At 54.1% G+C, this 23862-nt stretch carries 22 protein-coding genes; 8 read left to right on the top strand and 14 right to left on the bottom strand.

The genetic code is table 11. The annotated features are described in order from the left end of the window. Window positions 1-43: 43 nt before the first annotated feature. The 4 genes from AC1DHT_RS09365 to AC1DHT_RS09350 all read right to left on the bottom strand — a co-directional run bounded on the left by AC1DHT_RS09365 (window position 44) and on the right by AC1DHT_RS09350 (window position 5938). Window positions 44-2644, bottom strand: coding sequence for a beta strand repeat-containing protein (locus tag AC1DHT_RS09365; RefSeq protein WP_477761338.1), 2601 nt, complete (start codon window positions 2642-2644; stop codon window positions 44-46). Between the two features lie 797 nt (window positions 2645-3441). Next, entirely contained in the window at window positions 3442-3981 is a 540-nt protein-coding gene (locus tag AC1DHT_RS09360) for a hypothetical protein (protein ID WP_427542762.1), read from the bottom strand. Window positions 3982-4013: 32 nt separating this feature from the next. Beyond that, on the bottom strand, window positions 4014-4712 hold the full coding sequence (locus AC1DHT_RS09355; RefSeq protein WP_427542764.1) for a hypothetical protein: 699 nt from the start codon (window positions 4710-4712) through the stop codon (window positions 4014-4016). 269 nt (window positions 4713-4981) lie between these two features. Further along, the gene (locus AC1DHT_RS09350) at window positions 4982-5938 is read right to left on the bottom strand and encodes a GlxA family transcriptional regulator (RefSeq protein ID WP_427542767.1); all 957 of its coding nucleotides are present in this window, start codon (window positions 5936-5938) and stop codon (window positions 4982-4984) included. A gap of 115 nt (window positions 5939-6053) precedes the next feature. On the opposite strand from AC1DHT_RS09350, the gene AC1DHT_RS09345 reads away from it, so the two are divergent. Then, window positions 6054-7055, top strand: a complete 1002-nt coding sequence (locus AC1DHT_RS09345; protein WP_427542770.1) for an SLAC1 anion channel family protein — start codon at window positions 6054-6056, stop codon at window positions 7053-7055. Between the two features lie 65 nt (window positions 7056-7120). After that, window positions 7121-7447 carry a DMT family transporter gene (locus AC1DHT_RS09340; RefSeq protein WP_427542773.1) on the top strand — a complete coding sequence of 109 codons (327 nt, stop codon included), beginning with the start codon at window positions 7121-7123 and terminating at the stop codon, window positions 7445-7447. A gap of 85 nt (window positions 7448-7532) precedes the next feature. Here AC1DHT_RS09340 and AC1DHT_RS09335 read toward each other — a convergent pair whose 3' ends face one another. Genes AC1DHT_RS09335 through AC1DHT_RS09320 form a run of 4 tightly spaced genes read right to left on the bottom strand, consistent with a single transcriptional unit; the run spans window position 7533 to window position 11742 of the window. After that, window positions 7533-8657, bottom strand: a complete 1125-nt coding sequence (locus tag AC1DHT_RS09335) for an agmatine deiminase family protein (protein ID WP_477761346.1) — start codon at window positions 8655-8657, stop codon at window positions 7533-7535. A gap of 14 nt (window positions 8658-8671) precedes the next feature. Then, a complete protein-coding gene (locus tag AC1DHT_RS09330) occupies window positions 8672-9775 on the bottom strand; it encodes an extracellular solute-binding protein (RefSeq protein WP_427542776.1) in 1104 nt (367 codons plus the stop codon). Window position 9776: 1 nt separating this feature from the next. Next, window positions 9777-10685 (bottom strand): N-carbamoylputrescine amidase, encoded by a 909-nt coding sequence (gene aguB / locus AC1DHT_RS09325; RefSeq protein ID WP_427542779.1) that lies wholly within the window; start codon window positions 10683-10685, stop codon window positions 9777-9779. 4 nt (window positions 10686-10689) lie between these two features. Next, window positions 10690-11742, bottom strand: coding sequence for an agmatine deiminase family protein (locus tag AC1DHT_RS09320; protein ID WP_427542782.1), 1053 nt, complete (start codon window positions 11740-11742; stop codon window positions 10690-10692). Between the two features lie 134 nt (window positions 11743-11876). Here AC1DHT_RS09320 and AC1DHT_RS09315 point away from each other — a divergent pair, with 134 nt between their 5' ends. The 5 genes from AC1DHT_RS09315 (at window position 11877) to AC1DHT_RS09295 (ending at window position 16162) form a co-directional block, all read left to right on the top strand. Further along, complete coding sequence (locus AC1DHT_RS09315) at window positions 11877-12749, top strand: LysR substrate-binding domain-containing protein (RefSeq protein WP_427542785.1); 873 nt, start codon at window positions 11877-11879, stop codon at window positions 12747-12749. A 268-nt stretch (window positions 12750-13017) separates the two neighbouring features. Continuing rightward, window positions 13018-14157, top strand: a complete 1140-nt coding sequence (locus tag AC1DHT_RS09310) for a PDDEXK-like family protein (protein ID WP_427542788.1) — start codon at window positions 13018-13020, stop codon at window positions 14155-14157. 248 nt (window positions 14158-14405) lie between these two features. Next, on the top strand, window positions 14406-14786 hold the full coding sequence (locus AC1DHT_RS09305; RefSeq protein ID WP_427542791.1) for a hypothetical protein: 381 nt from the start codon (window positions 14406-14408) through the stop codon (window positions 14784-14786). A gap of 243 nt (window positions 14787-15029) precedes the next feature. After that, complete coding sequence (locus AC1DHT_RS09300) at window positions 15030-15407, top strand: c-type cytochrome (protein ID WP_427542959.1); 378 nt, start codon at window positions 15030-15032, stop codon at window positions 15405-15407. A gap of 107 nt (window positions 15408-15514) precedes the next feature. Beyond that, window positions 15515-16162: a VOC family protein gene (locus tag AC1DHT_RS09295; protein WP_427542794.1), complete on the top strand. Its 648-nt coding sequence runs from the start codon at window positions 15515-15517 to the stop codon at window positions 16160-16162. 138 nt (window positions 16163-16300) lie between these two features. On the opposite strand, the gene AC1DHT_RS09290 is transcribed toward AC1DHT_RS09295, so the two are convergent. The 5 genes from AC1DHT_RS09290 to AC1DHT_RS09270 all read right to left on the bottom strand — a co-directional run bounded on the left by AC1DHT_RS09290 (window position 16301) and on the right by AC1DHT_RS09270 (window position 21486). Further along, complete coding sequence (locus tag AC1DHT_RS09290) at window positions 16301-17206, bottom strand: hypothetical protein (protein WP_427542797.1); 906 nt, start codon at window positions 17204-17206, stop codon at window positions 16301-16303. 492 nt (window positions 17207-17698) lie between these two features. Then, window positions 17699-19309: an AAA family ATPase gene (locus tag AC1DHT_RS09285; RefSeq protein WP_427542800.1), complete on the bottom strand. Its 1611-nt coding sequence runs from the start codon at window positions 19307-19309 to the stop codon at window positions 17699-17701. A gap of 27 nt (window positions 19310-19336) precedes the next feature. After that, a complete protein-coding gene (locus AC1DHT_RS09280) occupies window positions 19337-19837 on the bottom strand; it encodes a 4Fe-4S single cluster domain-containing protein (RefSeq protein WP_442114590.1) in 501 nt (166 codons plus the stop codon). Window positions 19838-19858: 21 nt separating this feature from the next. Beyond that, a complete protein-coding gene (locus AC1DHT_RS09275; RefSeq protein ID WP_427542806.1) occupies window positions 19859-20491 on the bottom strand; it encodes a DUF2997 domain-containing protein in 633 nt (210 codons plus the stop codon). Between the two features lie 2 nt (window positions 20492-20493). Next, the gene (locus AC1DHT_RS09270; protein ID WP_427542809.1) at window positions 20494-21486 is read right to left on the bottom strand and encodes a hypothetical protein; all 993 of its coding nucleotides are present in this window, start codon (window positions 21484-21486) and stop codon (window positions 20494-20496) included. A 464-nt stretch (window positions 21487-21950) separates the two neighbouring features. Between AC1DHT_RS09270 and AC1DHT_RS09265 the strand changes: the two genes are divergently transcribed. After that, on the top strand, window positions 21951-22904 hold the full coding sequence (locus AC1DHT_RS09265) for a hypothetical protein (RefSeq protein ID WP_427542812.1): 954 nt from the start codon (window positions 21951-21953) through the stop codon (window positions 22902-22904). Window positions 22905-22927: 23 nt separating this feature from the next. On the opposite strand, the gene AC1DHT_RS09260 is transcribed toward AC1DHT_RS09265, so the two are convergent. Then, the gene (locus AC1DHT_RS09260; RefSeq protein WP_427542815.1) at window positions 22928-23827 is read right to left on the bottom strand and encodes a DMT family transporter; all 900 of its coding nucleotides are present in this window, start codon (window positions 23825-23827) and stop codon (window positions 22928-22930) included. Between the last annotated feature and the right edge of the window lie 35 nt (window positions 23828-23862).

Below are 23862 nucleotides of genomic sequence, written 5' to 3'. Positions count from 1 at the left end.
GGTTTGGTTATCCCGTTGGCCAAAGGGCCGATGCGGTTAATCGTTATGACTCCTCGGCTTTATTCACGATATTTCTATCTTCATCTACTTGATACGGTGTATCAGCCTCTACTCCGTCTTTGCCAGTCTTGGCGACCACGTTGGTGTAACGCTTTCCGTCCCAGCATCTGAAAATCAGCGTCGAGTTCTCCCCGCCCGTCAGCGTTGAGCCAAGGCTGCCGATGAGCCTGCTGCGAGCACCCGCTGTCAGAACGCTGTTCTTGCCGGCAGTGAGTGTGCTTCGGTCTCCGGCCATGAGCACACAATCGTTGCCAGCGGTCAGTTTGCTTCGATCGCCAGCAGTGAGATAGCTGTTGCTGCCAGCCAGTAGTTTGCTTCGGTCGCCCGCTGTCTGGGTGCTGTCTTTACCGGCAATCAGCTTGCTGCGCTCACCTGCCATCTGGATGCTGTCGGCACCGGATATCAGCGTGCTGCGATAACCGGCTGTTTGCGAACTGCCCTTGCCGGCGATCAACATGCTTTTATGCCCGGCAATTTGAGTGCTGTCATAGCCCGCAATCAGTGAGCTTCGATGACTCGCAATCTGGTTGCTGCCGTATCCGGCGGTCAGGCTGCTGTGCATACCAGATGTCAGGCTGCTGCCATATCCCGCCGTCAGCACGCTGCGAAGTCCGCTGATCAAGGTACTGCCGTAACCCGCTGTCAAGAAGCTGCGAATGCCGCTGGTCAAGGTGCTGCCATAACCCGCAATGAGCGAACTGTCCTGCCCCGCCGTTCCGGTGCTGCCGTAACCGGCGGTGAGCGTGCTGTCACGCTCTGCCGTCTGCGTACTGCCATACCCGGCAGTCAACGTACTCTCGTAACCGGCGGTCTGCGTGCTGCCGTAACCTGCGATCAAGGAGCTGGAAAATCCAGCCGTTTCGGTACTGCCATAACCAGCGGTGAGCGTGCTGCTGTCTTGAGCGGTCAGCGTGCTGCCATAACCCGCCGTGAGCGTGCTCTCGTAGCCCGCGGTCTGGGTGCTGCCATAACCTGCGATCAGTGAGCTCTCATAGCCTGCGGTCGACGTACCGCCATAACCGTTCGTCAAACTGCTTTTGTAGCCGGCGGTTTGAGTACTTCCGTACCCGGCGATCAACGTACTGCTATAGCCCGCCGTTGAAGTACTCCCGTAGCCAGTGGTCAGTGAGCTTTCCTCCTGCGCCGTTTGGGTACTGCCATAGCCTGCTGTCAGCGTGCTTTTGTAACCGGCAGTTTGGGTACTGCCATATCCGGCAATCAGTGAACTTTCATAGCCGGCGGTGGAAGTGCTGCCATAGCCAGTGGTCAGGGAGCTGTTGTCCTGAGCGGTTTGTGTACTGCCATAACCTGCTGTCAGTGTGCTTTCGTGACCTGCGGTCTGAGTGCTGCCGTAACCTGCGATCAGCGAACTGTCCGCGCCGGCGGTTCCGGTACTGCCATAACCGGCGGTGAGTGAACTCCCTTCCTGGGCCGTTTGCGTACTGCCGTACCCCGCGGTAAGGATGCTGCCATGGCCGGCAGTCTGAGTGCTGCCGTAGCCGGCGATCAGCGAACTATCGTATCCAACGGTTCCGGTGCTGCCGTAGCCAGCGGTCAGAGAGCTGCTTTCCTGAGCGGTTTGTGTGCTGCCATAACCCGAGGTCAGAATACTTTTGTACCCTGCAGTTTGGGTACTGCCGTAACCCGAAATCAATGCGCTTTCGTGTCCGGCAGTTTGCGTACTGCCGTAGCCGGCGATCAGCGAACTGTCGGATCCCGCGGTGCCCGTGCTGCCGTAGCCAGCAGTGAGATCGCTGCCCTCCTGRGCCGTTTGCGTGCTGCCATAACCCGCTGTCAGCGTGCTTTCTTCCCCGGCGGTTTGTGTGCTGCCGTAGCCGGCRATCAGCGARCTGTCGGATCCCGCGGTRCCCGTGCTGCCGTAGCCAGCAGTGAGATCGCTGCCCTCCTGRGCCGTTTGCGTGCTGCCGTAACCCGCYGTCAGCGAGCTTTCTTCCCCGGCGGTTTGTGTGCTGCCGTAGCCGGCGATGATTGAACTATCAGCTCCTGAAGTTCCGGTACTGCCATACCCGGCAATCAGCGTGCTGCGATCTCCAGCGGTTTCAGTACTGCCATAGCCTGCGATGAGCTGACTCTGATTTGCGCCCGTGAGCGTACTGCCATAAACAGCCGTCTCTAGCGTTGGTGGAGCTTGAGCCGTTGCTGCGGGCGACCTAGAAGAGTCCTTGTTCATTTCCGAGCGCACTTCAGGAAAAACAAATGTCTCAATCAAATCCGTTGAAGATGATTCATAGTTCGAAATATTGTTTGAAATATACCCCAATGCGCTATTTCGCGTCCCGACATGAACCACTTCAGCACGAGGAAACTTAACGCCTCCCTCCGCATCCAGACGGATAATATCGTCAACCTCGACTTCACAAACAACCCACCTGGCATCTGCCTGCATATTTAAATGAGCGCTCGCCCCCTTCCCCCACAGCAAGCCGGAAAGCCCGTTCTCGAGCTTTCTCGTAGGTTCCCAAAATTTACATTCGATAATCCCGGAAACAGGCCAGATCAATCCACAGTGGTCGAACATATTATTGGCACATGTTCGCAAAACCAAAACTTTTGCATCACTCATCTCAACACCCTTATGATAATTTTACTAAGAACGCCATCGCGCTTGTAAAAAATAACACTTAATGAGTGCAAAATGACTATTTATAATGCCGCCGGTTTTAGGTGGAGTAATTTCATAGAAAGGAAATACGATTGAATTTCTGATTTTTTGCTCAGAATTCCGTGAGGATTTATTTTTTCTGGATCGCGAATGCATACAGCGCATTACTTTGTCTTGCGAACATAGAGATGAAGGGTTAATTTAAAAATTCAAATAAATTCAAAGCCTTGCCTCAGCATAAATAAGGATTTTGTAGATATTACAAATTGGCGTGAAGCGACATAACGAATTTCCTGCAACTGACAATAAATATGAGAGCCTCATTGTTTAACAAGGTAGGCTTTGGATCTTGACGTAGAACCGGCTATGGGTGTTCCCGGTCCCTTTCCCTGAGAACAATCCGCTGGCGCGGAATTTCAGTGAGAGGTCACTGAGCAATCTGGCAGCGGGGGGACAGGTGATGTAGAGGTTTTGGGTGAAAGCTTGAAGGGTGCCGTCCCTTAGGTTGTAGCGTGCACTTTGATTTGCAGATGCATGGAAGGCCGCTTTGGGGGTGTGGGTTTCGGTCAGTTGTGAGAGGCCGCAACCAAAAGCGGTCACTGACCACCGGCTATTGCCGTTGCTGCGAGATTGGGCCAATTGCCGGCGCAGCGTTGACCCACTACCAGTAACCGCTGCATCTTGGATCAATGATGTTTCGGATGGTGGGTCAATCTTGCGGTAACAACTCGACCACTACAGTGAGAGGTTGAGGTAGATTAAAACCTGCTGGAAGAGCGACTGTATCCAGCTCGTTCGAGTAGTCGGCTAGCCTCGGCGATGTCCAGCCGCTGACGCTCTGGATCCATGAGATCCGTATAAAAAAGGGCGCAACCACCAACAACATGACCGCTCCAGTACGAAATCTCTCTATCGGCTCTACCGATTATCCGGCGAAGGATCTGTTTGAATGTTACTGCTCGAGAGATAGCTACAGTATGGGGATTGCCCTTGGCAATATAGTCATCCAGATCCAACCGTATGGGGAGTCGCAGACCTTCCATGTGATCGGCCAGATCCAGGACGATATTGAAAGAAATATATTGGATTCTTACATCAGGAAGGTCAGTGGTCAAAATTCGGTTCAACACATTGTCACGACCTCGGTCTGTATTATACAAGCTGGTTCCCAAGCCTTTCTGAGAGGATTGAACAACCACGATATCGGCGTGTTGTGTCCAGCCCGAGTCGTCCATGACAACGGCATATTCAGCAACGAAGGGTTGGGAATCGTTGCCTGCATAAATAATCTGTTTCACATAGGCTCTCGTCGAAAAATGGTGTAAAAGCGCTAATTGCTTAGAAATGCCACAAGCTTGCTGCCGAACTCTGTAGTTTGTTTGGACAGGCAACTTTCGCGGCTTAAGATCATCTCCAGCTGCCTTATCTCAACCAGCCCTTTCTGATATAGATCGGCCCATACGGTATCTAGGATTTCGCGCCGTCCCGCCAGCTCTGGCATAGCCGAATGAATGATCTGCGATAGGGAGATCGCTGTGGGGTATGGCTCGGGGAGATTGTTTTCTGCGAACCAGACGGAAGGAGCTTCAAATAGTTTTAGTAACCGGATGTGAGTAACCGTACAAACATCCACAAAACTCAGGAAAATTTGGCGGTAGTCGTCACTCGGACAGGCGGGTAATGCAGCGTTGATCGCCGCATTGCGCAGGGCTTCAAGCTTTTCTTCTTGGTGATTTCTCAGGGATATATTACAAACCTCGGCAACGGTGCTAATGAACGCGTCGTTTTCTTGAAGCCCTTCTTGCGTAACCACCCCCTGCTCGATGAGATGATTGATGGCTTCGCCGATGTCCCGCATGACATCGGTACGACGCTTATTCAAGGGAGCTTCAAGCACTGAGTTAAAGATTTCTAGGCAGACAGAGCCAACAACGGGGATCGCACCAATCGCGATCCTTCCAGCACGGTGAAACTTCTCCGCRACAGGTTCAACTGTAGGGTCCAGCCCCGCTAAATCTACTGAATCCATTCTGAAATTCCTCCACTTTGGATGATATTGCAATGAAAAGGGGGACTGATTTATTTCTCTGTCATGTCCCTGTCCCGTCCTGAACATCAGGCCAGCCACGCGTTGGCAGCCGCGGGCAGCAACTGGTCGAGGCACTACGAACGCTTGAGTCGTCGACCAGGCTATCACCCGCACGGAAGAAACGGGACGCCATGACCTATGTCTCAGGGGAGTTTTGTGTCCTGTATTGGGTCGATTGCTGCTCTTGGCGATTCAGGGCCCCTTCTACCTCACACGGATGAAAACCGCTTTCGATAATCACTCGGAGCAACCCCGAGACGCCGCATGAACGCCCTTCTGAACCCGTCCGTATTGGCATAGCCGACTGTATCGGCCAAGCGCTTGAGTGATACGTCCGAATCTTCGATTAGCCGCCTGGCTGCATCAATACGGGCAAGTTCGACAAACTCTGCCGGGGTCGAGCCGGCTTCCGCCTTGAAGGTACGAGCGAAGTTGCGCTCGCTCATGCCGGCGCGGGCGGCCAGGGTGGGTACGCTCAAGTCTGCCTTCAAATGTTCCACCACATAGTCCTGCACATCTCTGATCACGCTGCGTTCGGCCGTTTGCGCTGCCAATTGGGCGCTGAACTGCGATTGCCCGCCAGGTCGCTTGAAGAACATCACCATTTCACGAGCGACACTGAGCGCCAGCTCCCTGCCGTGATCCTCTTCGACCAGCGCCAGAGCCAGGTCCATACCCGCCGTGACCCCTGCCGAGGTGTAGATATTTCCGTCCTTGATAAAGATGCTGTCGGGCTCGACGTGGGTTTGCGGATGTTCCCTGGCGAGTTTTGCGCTGGAATTCCAGTGAGTGGTGACACGGCGCCCATCGAGCAAGCCAGCGGCGGCGAGCAAGAAAGCGCCGCTACAGACCGAGCCGATACGGCGCACGGATTTCGCCTGCCTGCGCAGCCAATCTTGCAGTGCGGGGTCAAGGGCAATTTCGTCGATGTGTGGACTGCCGGCCACAAGCAACGTGTCAATCTTGCCTTTGTAGGTTTCGAAGGTTTCGTCAATACCGAGTTTCAAACCGCTTGAACCTTTGATCATTCCCTTGTCAGTACCGATGACTTCGACCCGGTAGGCGCGCGGATTGCCGAGCTGCCGGGCCGCTTCGGCAAAGACGTCTGCCGGGCCGATGACGTCCAGCAGCTGCACGCGGGGGAATGCCAGAAGGGTTATGCGCATGATGTCTGTCCTCGTCGAATCATTGGCTGAATACGTCGCTTCAAGATCATTTCAGCCAAATGTCGTTTGGCTGAAAATATCTCCAACGGCAAATTCAGTCAAACGGGAGACTGCCATGAACACTGCATACACCCCCTCCATCGCAGTTGAGCAATCGATACCACGCAGCACGACGTCCATCAAAAACCTGCCCATCAATCTGTTCGGTTCAGTCATGGGTTTGTCCGGCCTGGGACTGGCATGGCGCTTGAGCGGTCAGTATTACGGCATCGGCGGCGTGTTGGGAGAAGCGATTGGCGCGCTGGCCGGCCTGGTATTCGTGTTGCTGACCCTGAGTTACCTGACCAAATGGGTGAAACACCCTGAAGCGGTAAGGGCCGAGTTCAACCATCCAATCGCCAGCAACTTTTTTGGCACCGTCACCATCGCATTGTTGCTGCTTTCGGCAGTCGCGGCGCCACACAGCCAGTTGCTTGGACTGGCTCTCTGGATACTGGGCAGCGTATTGACCGTGTTGCTTGCTGGCCTCGTGGTTTCCCGTCTGTTGTCGGGCAATCAGGATTCGTTGAATGCCGTACCTGCCTGGCTGATACCAGGTGTCGCCACCCTCGATATAGCGGTAACCGGTGCGCACATGCCTATGGCTTGGGCCGCAGAATTCAACCTTTTCGCCCTCGCCGTGGGTGCGGTGCTGGCACTGGTTTTCTTCACCCGGATCTTTTCGCGGCTGGTGCATCAGGCAGCTATGGCCAAAGGTATGGTGCCTTCGCTGATGGTCCTGATTGCACCGTTTGAAGTAGGTTTCCTGGCATATACCAACGTGTTCGGCGAGATCGACCGGTTTGCCAGTGTGTTGTTCTACTTCGGCCTGTTCCTGTTCGTGGTGTTGAGTTTCAAAGTGTTCCGTCGCGATGTGCCCTTTGCGCCTTCGTGGTGGGCAATCAGCTTTCCCATCGCGGCCTTGAGCAATGCGGCGCTGAAATATGCACATGTCCAGGACAACACCCTGCTGATGCTCATCGCTGCTGTGATTCTGCTGTTCCTCACTGTGGCACTGACCGTGCTGACGGTGAAAACCCTGATTAGCCTGCTCAGCGGCAAACTGTTAGCCAACTGACCGTTTATCTCCCTTTGGCGAGCCCTCACCGGCTCGCTTTTTTTTGCCCATACAGGTTTCATCGAATGACTTACAACACTTCGTGGTTACTGCTGATCATTGCCGGACTTCTGGAGATCGCCTTTGCGGTCGGGTTGAAATCTGCAAACGGTCTTGAACGGCCCTGGCTGCTGGCCGGCACCGTCGTCGTATTGGCCGGCAGTTTGTGCTTGTTGACGATGGCGTTGCGTGTCCTGCCTGTAGGAACCGCCTACGCGATCTGGACCGGCATCGGCGCTGCCGGCACAGCCATCGTCGGCATGTATTGGTTGGGCGATGGGGTTTCCTTCTGGCGGCTCGTCTGGATCGGCTTGATCCTGCTGAGTGTCGCCGGGCTACGCTGGGCAGCCTGAACAGAGCAGATACCTTACTAACCGCACATTTGATGAGTGAGAAAGCAGACAACTCAGGCGGGGGTCTGCTTTGAAATATCAGCAACTATCCATAAGGCTGGTGACTGGTCACACAGTGGATCCCCCCACCACCGGCGGCGATGGCATCGATGTTGAGCTGAACCACCACACGGTCTGGGTAGAGCTCGGACAACAGGTCAAAGGCTTGGGTATCTGCCGCCTTGTCACCGAACTCGGGGGCAATGACCGCTCCATTGATCACGAAGTAGTTGATATAGCCCGGCGCGAAGTCTGGATTGTTTTTGTTGAACCGACTTTTTCGTGGATTGAGCGGAGGCGACACGGTGTGCACGTGCAGCGTGCGGCCATCGGCATCGGAGGCCTTCCTGAGAATGTCCAAATGGGCAAGCGTCACGGCGTGGTCATAGGACTCGGGGTYGTTGTCAAGGTTGGCGATCACCACTCCCGGCTTGACGAAGCGGGCGTAGAAGTCGACATGGGCGTCGGTGATGTCCTTGCCTTTGATGCCCGGCAGCCAGATGATTTTGCGCAAGCCGAGCCTGTTCTTCAGTTCTTCCTCTACGTCTGTTTTGCTCCAGCCGGGATTGCGGTTGGTATTGATCCAGCTGCTTTCGGTCATGATCCCCGTGCCGTGGCCATCCACTTCGATAGCGCCGCCCTCGCCCACCAGCCGGCTGCGGATGTAACTGGCGCCAGCGGTCCGGGCGACCAAAGCGGCCAACTGCGCATCCTCGGTGTGCTGCTGTTTATTGCCCCAGCCGTTGAAGTTGAAATCCACCGCACCGAGCCCTCCTTCGCTATCGATAACGAAGTTGGCCCCGATATCGCGCATCCAGATATCGTCCAGCTCCGTGACAACAAAGGTGATGTTGCCCGTGCCGCATTTTTCTTCAGCCAGATCCCGCTCGCTCTCGCGGCAGAACACGGTGACCGGCTCATAGCTGGCGATGGTGCGGGCGATCCGGCCCAAGGCATCTTGCACGTCAGGCGTGAAGTCCTCGTGGAAGGCCTCCTGTGCACCAAAGGCGATAAAGGCCCGCCGATGTTTGTCGCCCTCGTCCGGCATATGCCAACTGCCCTTGATGGCTGCTTGCACCCGGGGAGCATTCAGGCCGAGTGCCATGGACGCGGCTGCGCCCAGACTGGCAAACACCGATACCTGCTTGATGAACTCTCGACGTGTCGACATGCGGATCTCTCTGTTCATTTCACGGAAGCCGTCTTGAACTTGGTCCACGCCCGCATTCGCGCACGCATATCCGCCTGGGGAATGTCTTTGCCCGGGATCAGTCGTTGGTAAGTGGCGTCATCGAGGTAGATATCCGGGTTGTTACGCATCACTGCATCGACGCTCGGACGCGCCTTGGCGTTGGAGGTGGGGTAACCGGTGAAGTTGCTGATGGCGGCCATGTTCTCCGGGCGCATGACGAAGTTGATGAACGCGTAGGCGTACTCTGGATGCCTGGCGTCGACGGGGATCGCCATGGTGTCCATCCACACCGTGGTGCCCTCGCGCGGGATGTGATACTGGAACGTAGCTTTCTTGCCGGCGGCATCTGCCGCCCGTTGCGCCTGGGTCATATCGCCGCTGTAACCGAGCGACAGGCACAGGTTGCCGTTCACCAGATCGGTCACCGGTTGCGACTGGAACTTGCGGATGTACGGCCGCAGTTTCAGCAACAGTTCGCTGGCCGCTGCCAAGTCCTCCGGCTTGGCGCTGCGCGGCTCACGGCCGAGGTAATTGAGCGCGACCGCCAGCACTTCGTCCGGCGAATCGATCAGGGAGATACCGCAGTCCGCAAACCTGGCGGCCAGTTCCGGCTTGAACAGCATGTCCAGGCTATTCACCGGCGCATCCGGCATGCGCTTTTTGATCTGTTCGGCGTTGTAGGTCAGGCCGATGGTGCCCCACGTGTAGGGAACGGTGGCCTTGCTCGAGTAGAGATAATGCGTCCGTAGTTTCTGCAAACCCGGCTCGATGTCATCCAGGGCGGTGAGCTTTGACTTGTCCAGTGGCTGCAAACTGCCGGCGTGCATCAGACGCTCGCCAACAGTGTCGCCCGGAAAGATCAGGTCATAACCACTGCCGCCAGCCATCAGCTTGGCCTCCAGTGTTTCACTGCCATCCATGACGTCGTAGATCACCTTGATCCCGGTTTCGGCGGTGAACCTGGACAGGGTGTCCTCGGCGAAGTAATCGGCCCAGTTGTACAACCTCAGGGTCTTCTCCTCCGCCTGCACCGACGACAAGGCACCGCTTAGCGCCAATCCCAAGGAGCAAAGCAAAAGCTTTTTGGTCACGTTCATGTCAAACCCCTTGAGTGTTCCAGCGAGCATTAATGTGACGACCATCCAGGCTTAACAGCGCCCCGTACATGTCGGGACGGCGGTCGCGGTAGATGCCCCAGGTCAGGCGCTCTTCGCGCATGGCGGACAAGTCCAGGCTGTGTACCAGCACACCCAAACTGTCGCGGTCGGCTTCGGCGAGGAGCTTGCCCTTGTGGTTGCAGATAAAGGACGAGCCGTAGAAATTCATTTGCAGCGTCGGATCGGTGGTCGCCACTTCTCGGCCGATGCGGTTGGCGGCCACCACCGGCAGGAGGTTGGCGGCGGCATGGCCGCGCATGGTCATCTGCCAGTGGTCACGTGAATCCAATGCGGCGCAACCGGGTTCAGAACCAATGGCGGTGGGAAACAACAAGACTTCGGCGCCCATCAATGCCAGGCAGCGGGCGGTCTCGGGGAACCACTGATCCCAACAGATGCCCACACCGATGCGCCCGAACGCAGTGTCCCAGACACGAAAGCCGGTATCGCCGGGGCTGAAGTATTCCTTCTCCTGATAACCGATGGCGTTAGGGATGTGCGTCTTGCGATACACCCCCAGCAACTGCCCATCGGCATCGGCCACGCTCAACGAATTGAAGTAGGCATTGCCGGCCTTCTCGAACCAGCTCAGCGGCAGCACCACCCCCAACTCCCTGGCCAGCGCGGCAAAGCGTTTTAGCACGGCGCTGTGCTGATATTCCTCAGCCAGCGCCAGGTGTTTGTGATGTTGCTCGATGCAGAAATACGGTGTGGCAAACAGCTCCTGCAACAGGATGACCTGAGCGCCGTTCGCCGCCGCATCACGTACCAATTGCTCGGCCTGATCGAGGTTGTGTTTCAGATCCCAGGTGCAGGGCATTTGGGTGGTAGCAACCGTCAAAATGGTCATGGCATTAACCCCTCAGTGGCCAGGCTGGCTGTTGCTGGGTGATGCAATGCACACCGCCGCCGCCATGGGCCAGATGATTGATCCGCACCGGCACCACCTCGCGTCCAGGGAACGCCTGAGCCAACACTTCGGCAGCCGCGTTGTCGGCATCGATGCCATAGGCCGGCATGATGATGGCGTTATTGGCGATGTAGAAGTTGGTGTAGGAAGCACAAAACACCTCAGCCACTGTGTCCACGGCATCGGTGGCTTCATACAGGTCGATCAGCTCAAACGGCCGACCGTGGGCATCGGTTGCCAGCGCCAACGCGCGACGGTTTTCTCGTACCACCTCGGCGTACACCGAGTGCTTGTCGTGAGTGGCATCCACCAGCAGCACGCCAGGGCGGGCGAAAGCGCACACGCCATCGACATGACCGTCAGTCATGTCGCCGGTCACATGGTCGGGATCGCCCGGCAGCCAGACGGTCTTCTTCACCCCGAGCAGACGCGTGAAGATCTCCTCCATCTCGGCCTTGTTCATGCCCGGGTTGCGATTGGGATTGAGCAATACCGACTCGGTGGTGATCAGCGTGCCCTCGCCGTCCACATGAATGGCCCCGCCTTCGTTACTCAACGGAGTACCGAAGCACGCCGCGCCGAGGTGATTGAGTGCGCGGCGAGCCAGGCTTTCGTCCAGGTCATGGGCCGACTTGCCGCCCCACGCGTTGAAGCGCCAGCTCACACCGGCCAGCCCCTGTTGCGGGTGGCAGACGAAGCTCGGGCCGGAGTCCCGGCACCAGCTGTCGTTCACCGCCAGCTCGATCAGTTCGATGTTGGGCCCACACAACGCTTGGGCACTCGCGACAGCAGAAGGATCGACGACCAGCTTCACCGGTTCAAAACGGGCAATGGCGTTGGCCACACGAGCGAAATCCTCTTGCACCCGTGCCAATGTGACACCCCAACCCGACTCCCAGAGCGCCTGGTTGTGCGGCCAAACCATCCAGGTTGCTGCGTGCCTTACCCATTCCGCCGGCATCAACCAACCCTTGTTTTGAATTTCATTCTGCTGCATGACAAGCACCTTTAAGTTAAGTCATTGTGTTCAATGAAAACTGCCTACGTGGTCTTGTCATGCATGCTACGGCTGCAAAAACGGGCAAACAAACGATGGATTTTGTGGATAAATGATTAGAGGAACTTATCAGCATGCTCAAACACTGGCCGCCTCTCGGCACCCTTCGCGGCTTTGAAGCCGCCGCCCGGCTGGGCAGTTTCCACAAGGCCGCCGAAGAGCTGCACCTCACCCAATCGGCGATCAGCCAGCAGATTCGCAGCCTCGAAGCGTACCTGGAACAACCCTTGTTCTTTCGCAGTGGACGCAGCGTCAGCCTGACCGATGCCGGTCACGACCTGCTCAGCACCACTCAGGCGCTGTTGCAGCAACTGGCCGTCGGCATTCGTCGCCTTGGGCAGTACCAAAAACCCAACCAGCTCGTCCTCAACACCACCCCGGCGTTCGCCCGGCACTGGCTACTGCCACGCCTGGAAGACTTCCGCCGCCAGCACCCGGAAGTTGATCTGTGGATCTTCAGCACCGACGAAGTCCCGGACATGACGACCCAGACCATCGACCTCGCGGTGCGAGACGACATCAGCTCCCAGGCCGAATGCAGCTTCAAGGTGCTGCACGCCGACCGCCTTTACCCGGCGTGCCACCCCAGCCTGTTGGCGGTGCCCAGCGCACAGCGCACCACCCTCCATGGCGAGCGGGAAATGGACTGGAGTCACTGGGCGGTGGAAGCAGGTATCGATGTCGGTCAGAAGGATCAGGGGCTGAACTTCTCCGACCCCGGCCTGCTGCTGGACGCCGCGTGTGCGGGGCTCGGCATCGCCCTGGTCAGCCAATTATTGAGTCAGCCAGCGCGTGCCAATGGGTTGTTGCAACCGTTGGTTGAGGAGACGATTCGCGGCCCCAACTGGGCGTTGTTGACTCATCGTGATAGTGAGAATAATCCGATGGCGCGGAGTTTTAGTGGGTGGTTGTTGAGTAAGCTGGCAGTGGGGAGTCAGGTGATGTAGAGGTTTTGGGTCAGTCGTAACAGGCGAAAATCGGCTAAAAGTGGTCATTGAGTACCAACAAAAGTAGGAGCTATTTACAGCGTAAAGATTCCGAATTACTCAGTGCGATGTGATTTCGCAAATGCTTTATTGGCAATGATCCGAACGGTCGACGCATCTCTAAACAAAGACTTGCATGCTGTCAGCAGCATCAAATGGCCATTACATCAGAGCGTGATTTGTCTGATACTGCGCGCCATAACTCGGCCTTAATCAGGGACTTTCTTCCATGGACGATTTTTTGCAAACCGTTGCTCTGCTGCGCGCGAGGTATCAGCGCCCGGCAGGCTTCAACCTCTTCTCCGTACTCCGCAGCTCAAGTGACGAGGTTCGACTTCACTCGCGCTTCCTCGCCTTCCTGCTCGACCCTAAGGCCACACACAATCAGGGGACAGCGCTGCTGAATCTCCTGTTGAAGCGACTGGGCATCGAGAACTTCGATTCAGAGAATGCGAATGTCGAGGTTGAGTACCAGAACATCGATATCTTGGTCCGCAACCAATCCAAGCAGGCAGTAATCATCGAGAACAAGATCTACGCCAGCGATCAGGACGAGCAGCTCTGGCGCTACCACCAGCGAATGCAGGCGGAAGGCTATAGCGAGATTTGGACCACGTACCTCACCCTGGATGGTGCTGAGCCCAGTGAGCAGAGTCGCAAGTCCCTGCCTGTAGTTCTTCTGAGCTACGAAGCCGAGATTATCGCTTGGTTGAAGGACTGTATCCCACTGGTTGCCCGCGAGCCCGGCGTGCGGGAAAGCGTTTTCCAATACATCGAACTACTCCAAAAGCTGACATCCAGTGACCAAGGCGAGATCTACATGAGCAAGCTAAAAGAACAGATCCTGCTGGGCGAGAATCTCTTTGTGATCGCCGACATCAACCATGCATTCAAGTCCGTACTGGCAGACTTACAGCTCGATATTTGGGAGCGCATGACGGCTTGCCAAGCGAGCCGGTATCCGCAACTCGGCAAGCCCGAAATTTCGGCCACGAAGGAGGCGGTTTCCGCCTATTACAAGAAGGCCAAAAACAGCAAATACATTGGCCTCACTTTCCCCTTCACGTTTATGAATGGTGGCGTGTACATCGAACTTAACCACCGTCTCTACGTTGGCTACTACTGTGACAGTGAGCAGTTCCCCGAAGACCGGGAGCGCCTATTTGCGCTGAGCCGAGAGATCGCACCCACCACTCGCAATTCGGGCTACCTGTTCTGGAAGTACCCTAAGTTCAATGTGAACCTCCATGCCCCTTCCAATGAGGACCTGGCTCTCCTCCGAGATCCGGAGACAAGGGAGTCGATTGCCGTCAGCCTGATCGATGACGCGCACGAACTGTGGCAGCGCGCTCACCAGCAGTTCGCCTAAGCACAGATGAACCGCAGACATCAACGAATCGGATCAATAAAAAGGGGACAAACTTATTTATTTGCCATCAGCCTCGACGCAATGAGAAATAAATCAACCCCTTTTTTTAATACCTTTAGCTAACACGACTCTTGGCAACCATGAAAATAAATTTCGATTTGAATAGTTTTTTAAGCGATAAAGCCCTGATATTCAGGCTAACCCTTTTACTTTTGCTGTTTATTATTTTCATATCACCCGGATTAATAATGATCTATTTATTCAATCCGGAGTTACTGACAACTCTGTCCGACGTCAAACTGATCATCTTCTCTGCCGGAGTATCTATCCCATTGCATCTGCTAGCCATGGTGCTCCTTATCAGTTCGCCAGCAACTCAAATAAGCATAATAAAAGACCCGTCGCAATTTAGAGTCTACTCAATTAGCATCGGAGCCATGCTCTGGGCTGTTCTTTGGGTATTTCTTCTCCTTGCATTCACGAAACTCATTGGTTTTCTCTATCCAAGTTTCAAAGAGCTGCCACAAAACCAGCAGATAATCTCGGCATACATAATCGCCCTCGCGTTCTTCTTCGGCGTAAGCATTTTAAGCTTCCTGAAAATCACCACAAGGCATATGCAAAAGTAAGTGCTCACAGTGAAGAAGTGACAGACTTAATTCTCTGTCACCTGCCTCGGCAGCAATGTAAAATAAATCCACCCCCTTTTCACTTGGGGGTAGGGATTTCAGTTAGTTGAGACGGGCAAGAATCGGCCAAGAGCTACCGTGCCCAGAACTACCTGCCCATGGCAAAGCCGCTTCGGATAAACTAAAGCCAGCTCAGCAGAGACGCCCTCTAGCATTCACGGACGAGACAAAACCCACATGTTAATGAAAACATCATTCATCGCTTCGCTAGTAACTTTATCGCTAATTCAAACACCACTATCCTTCGCGGATAATGCCAATGGGAAAAACCTCTATTTACAGAGGTGTGTCATGTGCCACGGAATAGATATCAAAGGAACAGGACCATTGGCTAATAAAAGCAATCCTCCTACACCTGACCTTACAACATCCGCTTTCAAAAAAAGACTAAATGATTATCCGGGCGTTATTGTGTCATCGATAATACTTCGCCCCAATGGAGACTTGATTCCAAAAACATTGCAAGAGAACGGTGTAAAGATTCCGCCACACGCTTGGAGCGTTAAGGATTTTCGCGATTTGAATCAATACATGAGTGGTGTGATTTCAAAAACTCGATGATTTTGAGAAAAAGGGGACGGCGCGCTCAACCAGTCAACGTAACGTCATGGTGAATCTGTTGTTACTATTTCCACCTCGTTAATAAAAGGTATCCGGAGGCTCGGCGCATGAAAACCACCCTTGACCACCTCGCCATCGTCGCCCCCGACCTCGACACCGGCTGTGCCTTCGTCACCAACGCACTCGGCGTGGAGCTTCAACCGGGCGGGGTGCATCCGCGCATGGGCACTCATAATCGGTTGCTGCGCCTTGGCCCGGAGACTTATCTGGAAGTGATTGCCGTGGACCCGTCCGCCAATCGCCCGGACCGGCCACGCTGGTTCGGCATGGACCAATTGCCCGCTGATACGCCGCAATGCCTGGCGACCTGGGTCGCACGCACCGACGACATCCACGCAATGAGCGAAGCCTGCCGCGCCATTATCGGGGAACCCGAACCCATGACCCGAGGCACGTTGTCCTGGCAGATCACCATTCCTGCCGATGGGCACCTGCCGCTGAATGGATCAGCGCCGACATTGATTCAATGGGAACAAGCGCAACATCCCGCCAGCGCGATGCGGGATCAGGGGTGTTCGCTGGTGGCGCTGGATGTGTTTGATCCTGAGCCTGAGAAAGTCCAGGCGTTGCTCAGCGCAATCAACTTTTCCGGGCCGGTTCGTCTTCATGGGTTGGGAGCACATTCAAAGCCCTATTTGGTGGCGCACATTCAAACCCCCACTGGTTTGAAAACATTGCCGATTGCTCATGGTTAGGACCATAAGACCGCAAGCTTCGCCAGCCCCTGCGTTGAAACGCATCGCCCACAAAGTGACCAAGCCGGGATCAGTTTTTGTCTAGTCCTGAAACAGGTGTAAACCTATTTCAGGACTAGACAGACACCGGCGCCAGCGTCAGCGCTCTGCTGGCCGCACATAGGGCTCGATAAAGCCGCAACCAAGGATCTCGTTCAGGCGTTGCGCATCGTTCATTCGGCGAAACAGTCCAAGAGTCTTCCACGGCGCGTGACCATCGACATTGGGCGCTCCCAATCCCGCCAACAGGTCGGCGATCAGTATTGATCGGGTCTCGAAAGAGATGCGTGTCAGCCCGCTGCTATTGCCGACGCCGGCATGGGCATGAGCCCCGGAAAAGGCGATCAGGCTCCCCGGAGCGATATCGACGGCAATCCCCTCCTGCGGGTCGATCGCTTCCAGCAGATGCGGAATGGCTTCGTCGGCATCCACCGCATTGCGGCCGTCTCGATGGGATCGCTGCAAAATGGCGCGCATATCGAAATCTGCACTCGAATTACCCAGCGGCCGCTGCCAGAGGTCTGGATACAAGGCGAAGGTACGCCCTGCCGCGATGGGATAGATGGGCGCCCACCAGTTGGTTTGTGCATAGATATTCGACCCCCAGGTATCGCGGTGAAACGCGATGGTGGCCGTCGTGCGGGCACGCTGCGTCGACTGCCCTGGCTCGCGATGCGGCTGAAAACGCAAATGCAGGCGATCGCACGCCAGGGTATCGGGGGCGATGCCAAGGCTTTGCACAACGTCCTGCCAGCGCTGCTGGACCTCAGCCGAGCCTGCGAAGTCGTTCTGAATTTTCGCAAAGCGTTCAGTCTGCTCAGGGTGGCTCAAATGGCGATGGATCTCTTGCGGCGACCAGGGATGCAGCGCGTCTTCGAGCAGCGCACGCGTATATTCCACCAGCGCCGTCATGGGCTGCAGGTCAATGAAGCGAATGATCTCGCCAGCATAGATCCGGTCATGCAATTGGCGAGCGGTGCTCGGTATGGAAAGCGAGCTGTACATGACTGGAAGTCCCCTGAAGGTGCGCCCCTGACTTTAGATCCACGCCGATTGTGGCGAAAGTGGCAGGTGAGGCGAAAAAGCGCGGATCAGGCCCTGGGGACGTGAGCAACAGGCGACCTTCAAGCTATGAATGGGGCGCTTATGGCAGTTCCTGGCAGGCAGCTAACGGCCAGAAGCGGACGTTCGCGCGTGCATGCTTTGAGCCGATAGCGACCCCGCTCACCGATATCCAAATCTAGCGGTTCGGAATTCTGTTTCGAGGGAAGAAATGTTGGCCACGAAGGTCATCCTTTCTTCCGGGCCTACTTGGTTCTGCTGATCCGTATGGGCGTGTCGCTAGGGTTTAAGCGGTTAGGCCGCCATCTATCAGGGTGACCAGTTATTCGTTTTGTTCTTGGCAGGAGCAGGCTTGCTCATGCAGTCATTTTACCGGCCAGACCATCAGCCGCGATTTGTGCAACAAAGCCTTACCCACTGAAAAATCACCGCAGATTAAAAATCAATTTGCCTGCCGCCGATTTGAGTTTCCGTATCATTCTGACCGGCCACCATAGCCGAAGCGCTAATTGCATTTTGATTCGCCCAATCACGAAGTTTTGTAAACTCGTCTTTACGCATTTTGCTCATGGGTACTAAACGCGAAATAGTAGTTTCAAAATCAACCATAGTCAGGTCGCTTACATCACCAGAGCCATTCATCCGCCGTGAAAACGCTTCAATCAGCGAGTCCCCAACCCAAGCTTCGATTTCAGCACCAGAAAGCACAATGTCTTTACCAAAATTCGACTCGCCTCCTAGAGCAGACAATCGATCCAAATCAAATTTTGCTGGGTCACGTTTCAATTTCTTCAGATGTATCTCAAGAATCTTCTTTCTTTCTAATGTCGACGGGAAGTCAACGAAAAATATTTCGTCGAATCGCCCCTTTCTCAACAACTCCGGAGGTAAGCTGTTGATGTTGTTAGCGGTAGCAAACACAAAAACAGGCGCCGTTTTTTCTTGCATCCAAGTCAACAGTGTGCCGAATACGCGTGTAGCCGTGCCACCATCAGATGCTCCTCCGGAAGAGCCGGAAAGTCCTTTTTCAATTTCATCGATCCATAGGATGCAGGGCGAAATAGCTTCGGCAGTACGTAGTGCGGAACGAATATTGGATTCTGAAGAGCCAACCACCCCTTGGAAGATTTTTCCCATGTCCAAACGCAATAAGGGCATGTTCCATGACGACGATACGCATTTCGCCGTTAGAGACTTACCGCAACCAGGAACTCCAGTTAAGAGCAAACCCTTCGGGGTTCCGACACCGAACTCCTGAGCCATCTGCCCAAAACACTGGCTACGCAAATGGAGCCACTTCTTAAGAGTTGCCAGTCCTCCAACATCCTCAAGATTTACCTTTGAGTCGATGTATTCCAAGATACCTGTTTTCCGTATAATTTGTTTTTTTTCGGAAAGCAGATCCTTTACGGTATTTTCATTTACACTCAGACTGGATACCAATGAACGAGACAAGCTATTGTCAATTTCTAATCCCGTGAGGCCCAAAGCGGCATCAATGAGTTTATCTTTGGTTTCGCTAGAAAGATCAATCTTAACGCTGCTGCTGCCTTGCCAGGAGTTAACAAAGTTATTTATCTGAGCCTTAACTTCATCTCTTGATGGCAAAGGAAAATCAATCAACGTAATTTCCTTTTGAAGATCATTGGCAATTTCAAAGCTGGGTGCCACGATAATGCAATTGCTCCGATATCCACGTGAGCGGATATTTATGGCTAAATCTCGAAGTCGACGACGATAGACAGGATTTGAGCTTGAGGTAAGGTAGTTATGAGCATCACAAAAAACAAAAATATTTTTGCTGCCCTCCTCCTTCGCCTTTTCTTCGCAAAAGTCCAAGGCCATTTTCAAATCAAAGGTTTTATCCCCAGCCACGACGCCATTTATCTGGACTCCTAGCGTCGAGTTCCAAACGAACAAACGATGGCTAAGCGCCTTGGCGATTTCAGAAACTTCATTGAGCGCACGCTCTTCCTCGAAAGTTTCAATGACCAAAATCGCATAACGCGCTTTGAGGTAATCAGTTATCTGCTTGGTACGGTTCATGCCTATTATCCCTGCGCTTGAACTGAGTTATACATGCATCGGAAGACCGGTTTTGGTAACGCCAGAATTTGAAACAACAAACTCGACAACTCTTCTAGTGCGGAAAAAGTCAATATCGACTCTGTCGCTGGTTTTGATAATCTGCTTGTGCTGATAGGGATGTTTCGCGTTATGCCGATACCGACCAGCGAGCGTCAAGTCTACGGCTTTAACAACTCGAATCATGGCTTCATTCTGGAATATCTCTTTTGGCGTATAGCCTGTATAAAGTATCCAGTTTTTCTCGCCATTAACGGCATGTATTAATTGCTCCAAGGCTGGCGCCTGGTCGAGCGGCTCCCCCCCAGAAAGGGTAATCCCAGCGATGTCCAGTGCATTTATTTTCTGTGCCAATTCATAAATAGGCATCAGCGTACTCGCTTCGCGAGCGTGGGTCCTCTGATTGAAGCACCCCTTACAATTCAGCGCACACCCCTGCACCCATAATGTCAAGCGCAACCCCGGGCCGTTAACGCTGCTCAACTCCATATGGTGTACATTGATTTCCATTTAGAAATTCGCGCTGAGAATTTGAAGGGTTTGCTCTTCATGGACTACGGTATATTCCGGCTTCCACTCAGTCACAAGCTCCGCAGTAGGGCTGGAAAGCAGAGATTCAAGCTCTTCCGTAAGTTTTGTGCAAATGTCGCCTTTCACGCCATGCACTTCCTCCATAATTTCATCGCCGGTAAAGGTGACATGAATGCTGTATTCGTAGTTAGGTCCAAATTCAATCTCGAACCCTTGAAGAGTTTCTTCCACTCTTGCTGGAACACCTGATGCGTCTATGCGCTTGATGGTTTCATCGATGGCTACGCTGATGTACGCTTTCTGAAAGCTTAAAGCCAAATCAGCCATTATCGCTTCATCGTCGGCCGAAATAGTTCCCCGTTCGATGAGGAGTTTGTAGGAGCCCTCCTCAATTTGGCAAACAAATAGATTGAATTTATCAGCCGTCTGGCCACAAATAGCTCTAAATTGCTGCTTGCCCATATAGCCTATTTTGCTCAACACTTTTTTGCTGAAGTCGCTGGCAAATACGGAAACCAGACCAGTCGTTGGGCTAAGGCCCATCTTGCCGAAAGCTTTGGCAATGGCTTCTTCATTAACATAAGAAAATTCAAACTTTGTACAATGAGACATTGTTAAAGCTCCAGCCTGCGACCGGGAACAACTTCTTCGGCGTTCTGGATAGCAATTAATACGTCAGGGGTAACCTCAATGTTGCGCATAGGTGCTATGGATGCAAGCGCAGCCTCAGGCGCAACATTTTTTGAAATCGGAGTTGAAGTTCCAGAGTTGACAACCACCCGACGTCTTTGTGCTGCCTGTGATGCACCACTACCACAAAGGAGACTTGCATCAATCGTTTCCAACAACCTTCTTATTACCAGAAGGGGATTTGATGTGAGCTTTTTATAGAGTCCAATGCGCAACAACGCATCGGCTCCATCATTGAATTGCAATTTAACGAAGTAATTTTGACTTTCATCGCCAATGATACCAATGCACGAGACCTGATTCAGGTCCCGTGACAGCTTTCTCCAAAGATACCCATCAAACGACGCTACAATTAATTTTGTCGCTGTTGCGGCAAAAGCATTGCTACCAACTTCAACCTCGTCAGCATCAAAATTTTGGTAGCTGACCAGAATTTTCTCCCCTACAGGAAATCCCAGAGCGGTTGCCAAATATTCATTTGTCGAAAAATCGACATCTGCGTGAAATTTTAAGCTTTTTGACAGAATATAAAGGCTAAAGATGCCTACTAATCCATAGCCTATTGATTTCAGCGCGTCTTCCGGTGCAAGAGCCGCAAAAACTGCGAAAATAAAAACAATGATTCCGTAACCGTAATTTATGGCCGTCTTTGTACTGAGTTTTTTATTTCTATAACCCTGAAATGTTTTGCCGGGAATATATTTTTTTGATGGTGCAAATAGCAGGGTGCACACACCAAAAAAAACCAGGCAAATAAGCCCCATTGCAGCCTGGCGCTTTTGCCCATTTTGCAACCCTTCAAGAAACGCCCACGCACCGGTAACGATGAAAACAGGTAAGAATGCCAGTACTGCAAGCCCCGTTTTCTTACCTTTGGTGGCCATCACCATTTTCCACATCGGGATAGTCTTTATCATTCACAAACCTTCTAGAGTTGGTGCAGAAGCGCGTAGCGAGGGGATGACTGTAGAACTACTCATTGGTCTATGCTACATGACAATCTTTGGTTTATCACGCGCTAGGGATGGTCTGAAGTAGCCATACGTTTCGGACTAACTTCGACCACTGCCGATTTTGAAAGTGGCGAGTCGATCCAAAACGCTCAGATCACTCACTCATTTCTGGCTTTTCAGCCGCTGCGGCCATTCCCCGCATTACAGGCGCACCTCTCCTGCGTTGCTCTGTAAATGTCGGCGGCTTATTACGTAATTTTGCAGTTGGCCGTTTGTGATCTCTGGCGACGGACTGAATTCGACTGCGGTCACTCGAAGGTATGCATTTCATTCTTACGCCTTATTCTGCGTCGGACGTCACTGGATCTGAGTCGCAGGAATGACTCAAGTATCCGAAGAGCGATTACTTCAAGAGCATGATTTGATCCATGAGAGATGACCCCTACACACTGTCCATGCGCTTTCAGACACCCGCCCCTGGCATTGCCCCACGCGAACAGGCGCCGATGCTCGCCCAGGAGCAAGCCTGGGCGCGGGAGCACGCGTTCAGGCACCGCTTCAGCTGGATCGAGGTGTTAGTGCCGCCGTTGTGCTTTGGCCCTGTTCTGCCGGGTATCGCGTTTTTACTGGGCCTGTTGCTCTATCGCTCGTTATTCGCCCCCGGCCTGGATATTGACCGGATCGTCGGAGCCTCCTTTGGCTGGCTTGCCCTCGCGACGCTGCTCTTCATGGCTGCCTGGGGGTTACGCAACTTCTTGCGCGATGCCCACGACCCGACCAAACGCTACTGGCAGTCCATGCCGGACCAAGGGTTGGCCGAGCTTGAGCACCATAGCCTGGTATCTGGCACCAGCCTGTGGTCCTCCGATTATGATCCGGACTGCAACACCCTCATGCAATGGACAAACGGCAAGCTTGAATGCGTGCAAGACAGCGGTGTGTCGCAATGGGTCCTGGCCAAGACTACTGCGGGCCACTGGCTGGTGCTCAAGGAAGAATATCCGGGCAGCTTCAACTATGGACGGGTTGGGAAAATGCCCACGCAGGACAAGCAAATGCAACCCTGCCAGGAACTGGCGATCGCCTTTGCCCCCGGCACCAACCTCCCTCTCGGCCGGCGTTTCGGCGGCGCGCCGATGCCATTGGTCGACACGCCGTATTGGGTGTCTGCCGATGAACTCAAGCGCCTTGTCGAGGTCGCCCATCACTGGACCTTTTTCCCCCCGGACCGCTACGCCGTGGTCAATAACCAGGATGCCGAGTGGGTGCAACGGCTGGTGGACAGGGCGCAAGCCAGCGTCGGCCCCCGGCCGGACGAGACAGCCAGCAATCGGCCAGAAGCAGTCAGTCGCTCAAAACACTCAAAAACCACTGATTGCTAAAGTAATCAGGAGCCGAAAATAGCTCACTCGGTCGAAGGGACGGATGCTTTGCTGCCCAAGCGGATTAGTTCATTGGAGAAACACAGGCCGAGGATGATCAGTGCCGCTCCCGCGTACAGGCTTTCGCGCGGTACTTCATTGAGCGCCACAAAAGCCAGCAGCGCGGCGAACAGTGGCTCGGTCAGCTCCAGCGCTTGCACTTGGGATGGCTTGAGATACTCGATGGCCTTGGTGGTGCAGAAGAAGCCCAGGATTGTCGGCAGCGTGGCCAGTGCCAGCAGCGCGGCGATCGCCAGCGGCGACAGCTCGCCCATCGCGAAACCATCGGCCGCAGCCGGCATCAGCAGGTACAGGCTGCCAAAGAACAACAATTGTCGGGTGAAGTGCAGCCCCCCCGACACCCCCATACGCTTCATGGCAACCGAAAAGGCCCCATAGCCGGAGCCGGCCATGCAGGCGAGCGCAGCACCTTGCAGGGTAAAGCCCTGTTGCAGGTCGCCGCCGAAGATCACCGAGATCCCGGCAATAGCCAGTGCGGCGCCAACGGTAGCGTTCGCGGTGATGGCATCCTTGAGGAAAATGCGCCCCAGAATGATCGAGGAAATTGAGGCACTGGCCATCAGCACCACCACCACACCTGCCGCAGCGTAGTGTCGATAGGCGGACGTTTCGAAATGGAACAGCACAAAGATGCCAAGGAATGCGCAAATAGCCGCCTGAGTCCATTTAGTCGACGCCGCCGGGCGCTTGAGGAAAAACAGTAAGATCGAGAGAAGCACGCAACCCAGTACGGTCTTGATGACAGCGACACTGCTAGCGGTGAAACCATCATTCATGAGCACTTTGCTGAGTACACCGATCGTTGCGTTCAGTGCCGCAGCGGAGAGTGCAAATATGACGCCTTTGCTGAAAGTAGATTGCATTGATGACGATCCCTGTCGCTGAATTGTCGTTCGAT

The sequence above is a fragment of the Pseudomonas sp. 05N432 genome, from assembly GCF_056396945.1.
The sequence above is the reverse complement of the archived record's forward strand: the minus strand, read 5'-3'. Positions and strand labels throughout refer to the sequence as shown.